The organism is Arthrobacter sp. GMC3, from assembly GCF_002929305.1.
Taxonomy (GTDB): domain Bacteria; phylum Actinomycetota; class Actinomycetes; order Actinomycetales; family Micrococcaceae; genus Specibacter.
Genome location: NZ_PJIO01000135.1, coordinates 1 through 556, shown reverse-complemented (window position 1 = coordinate 556; position 556 = coordinate 1). Strand labels below are relative to the sequence as shown.

Sequence of the window (556 nt, the reverse complement as noted above, 5' to 3'; positions counted from 1 at the left end):
AGCGCATCTGGCAGGTTGGCGGCATCCTCTCCGCGCCCTTCGCCTCGCGCCCGAATGACGAGCTCGGCCTGGGCCTCGGCCGCCTGGAGATCAACGACGACGCCCGCAAGCACTTGCGCGAACAGGGCGTACCGGTGCCGGACGTTGAATACCCCGCGGAACTCTACTACCGCGTCGCCCTCACGCCGGCCATCTCGCTGACGCCGAACATCCAGTACTTCCACCGCCCCGGCGGCTTCGACGAGGCGGAGGACGTGGTGGTCGTAGGGCTGAAGACGGTGGTCAGCTTCTGACCGGCGCATAAAGCGCGGCGACCGGGCGCAAAGCCGGTCGCCGCCTGCGCTTCGCTCAAGCGCCACTCCCCACAGCTCCTCAATCTTCACCTTTGCGTACCCCCGTGGGTGTGCCAAATCAGCGTGCTGCCGCATGAATATGGTCGTACCCGATCGATTGTTCCGATCCTTTGCAGCAAGACCAGCTGGCGTAGGGATTAACCGCAGGCAATTTGAAACCGGCGGGCGGGTCGCCTCCTTTCACTGACTTGTTCCACTTGTTC

1 protein-coding gene is annotated in these 556 nt (G+C 64.2%); it reads left to right on the top strand.

Features of this window, described 5'->3' with window-relative positions; all coding sequences use genetic code 11:
- Window positions 1–293: carbohydrate porin (locus tag CXQ94_RS23995; protein WP_146070425.1), on the top strand; the 293-nt coding region annotated here is incomplete at its 5' end.
- Between the last annotated feature and the right edge of the window lie 263 nt (window positions 294–556).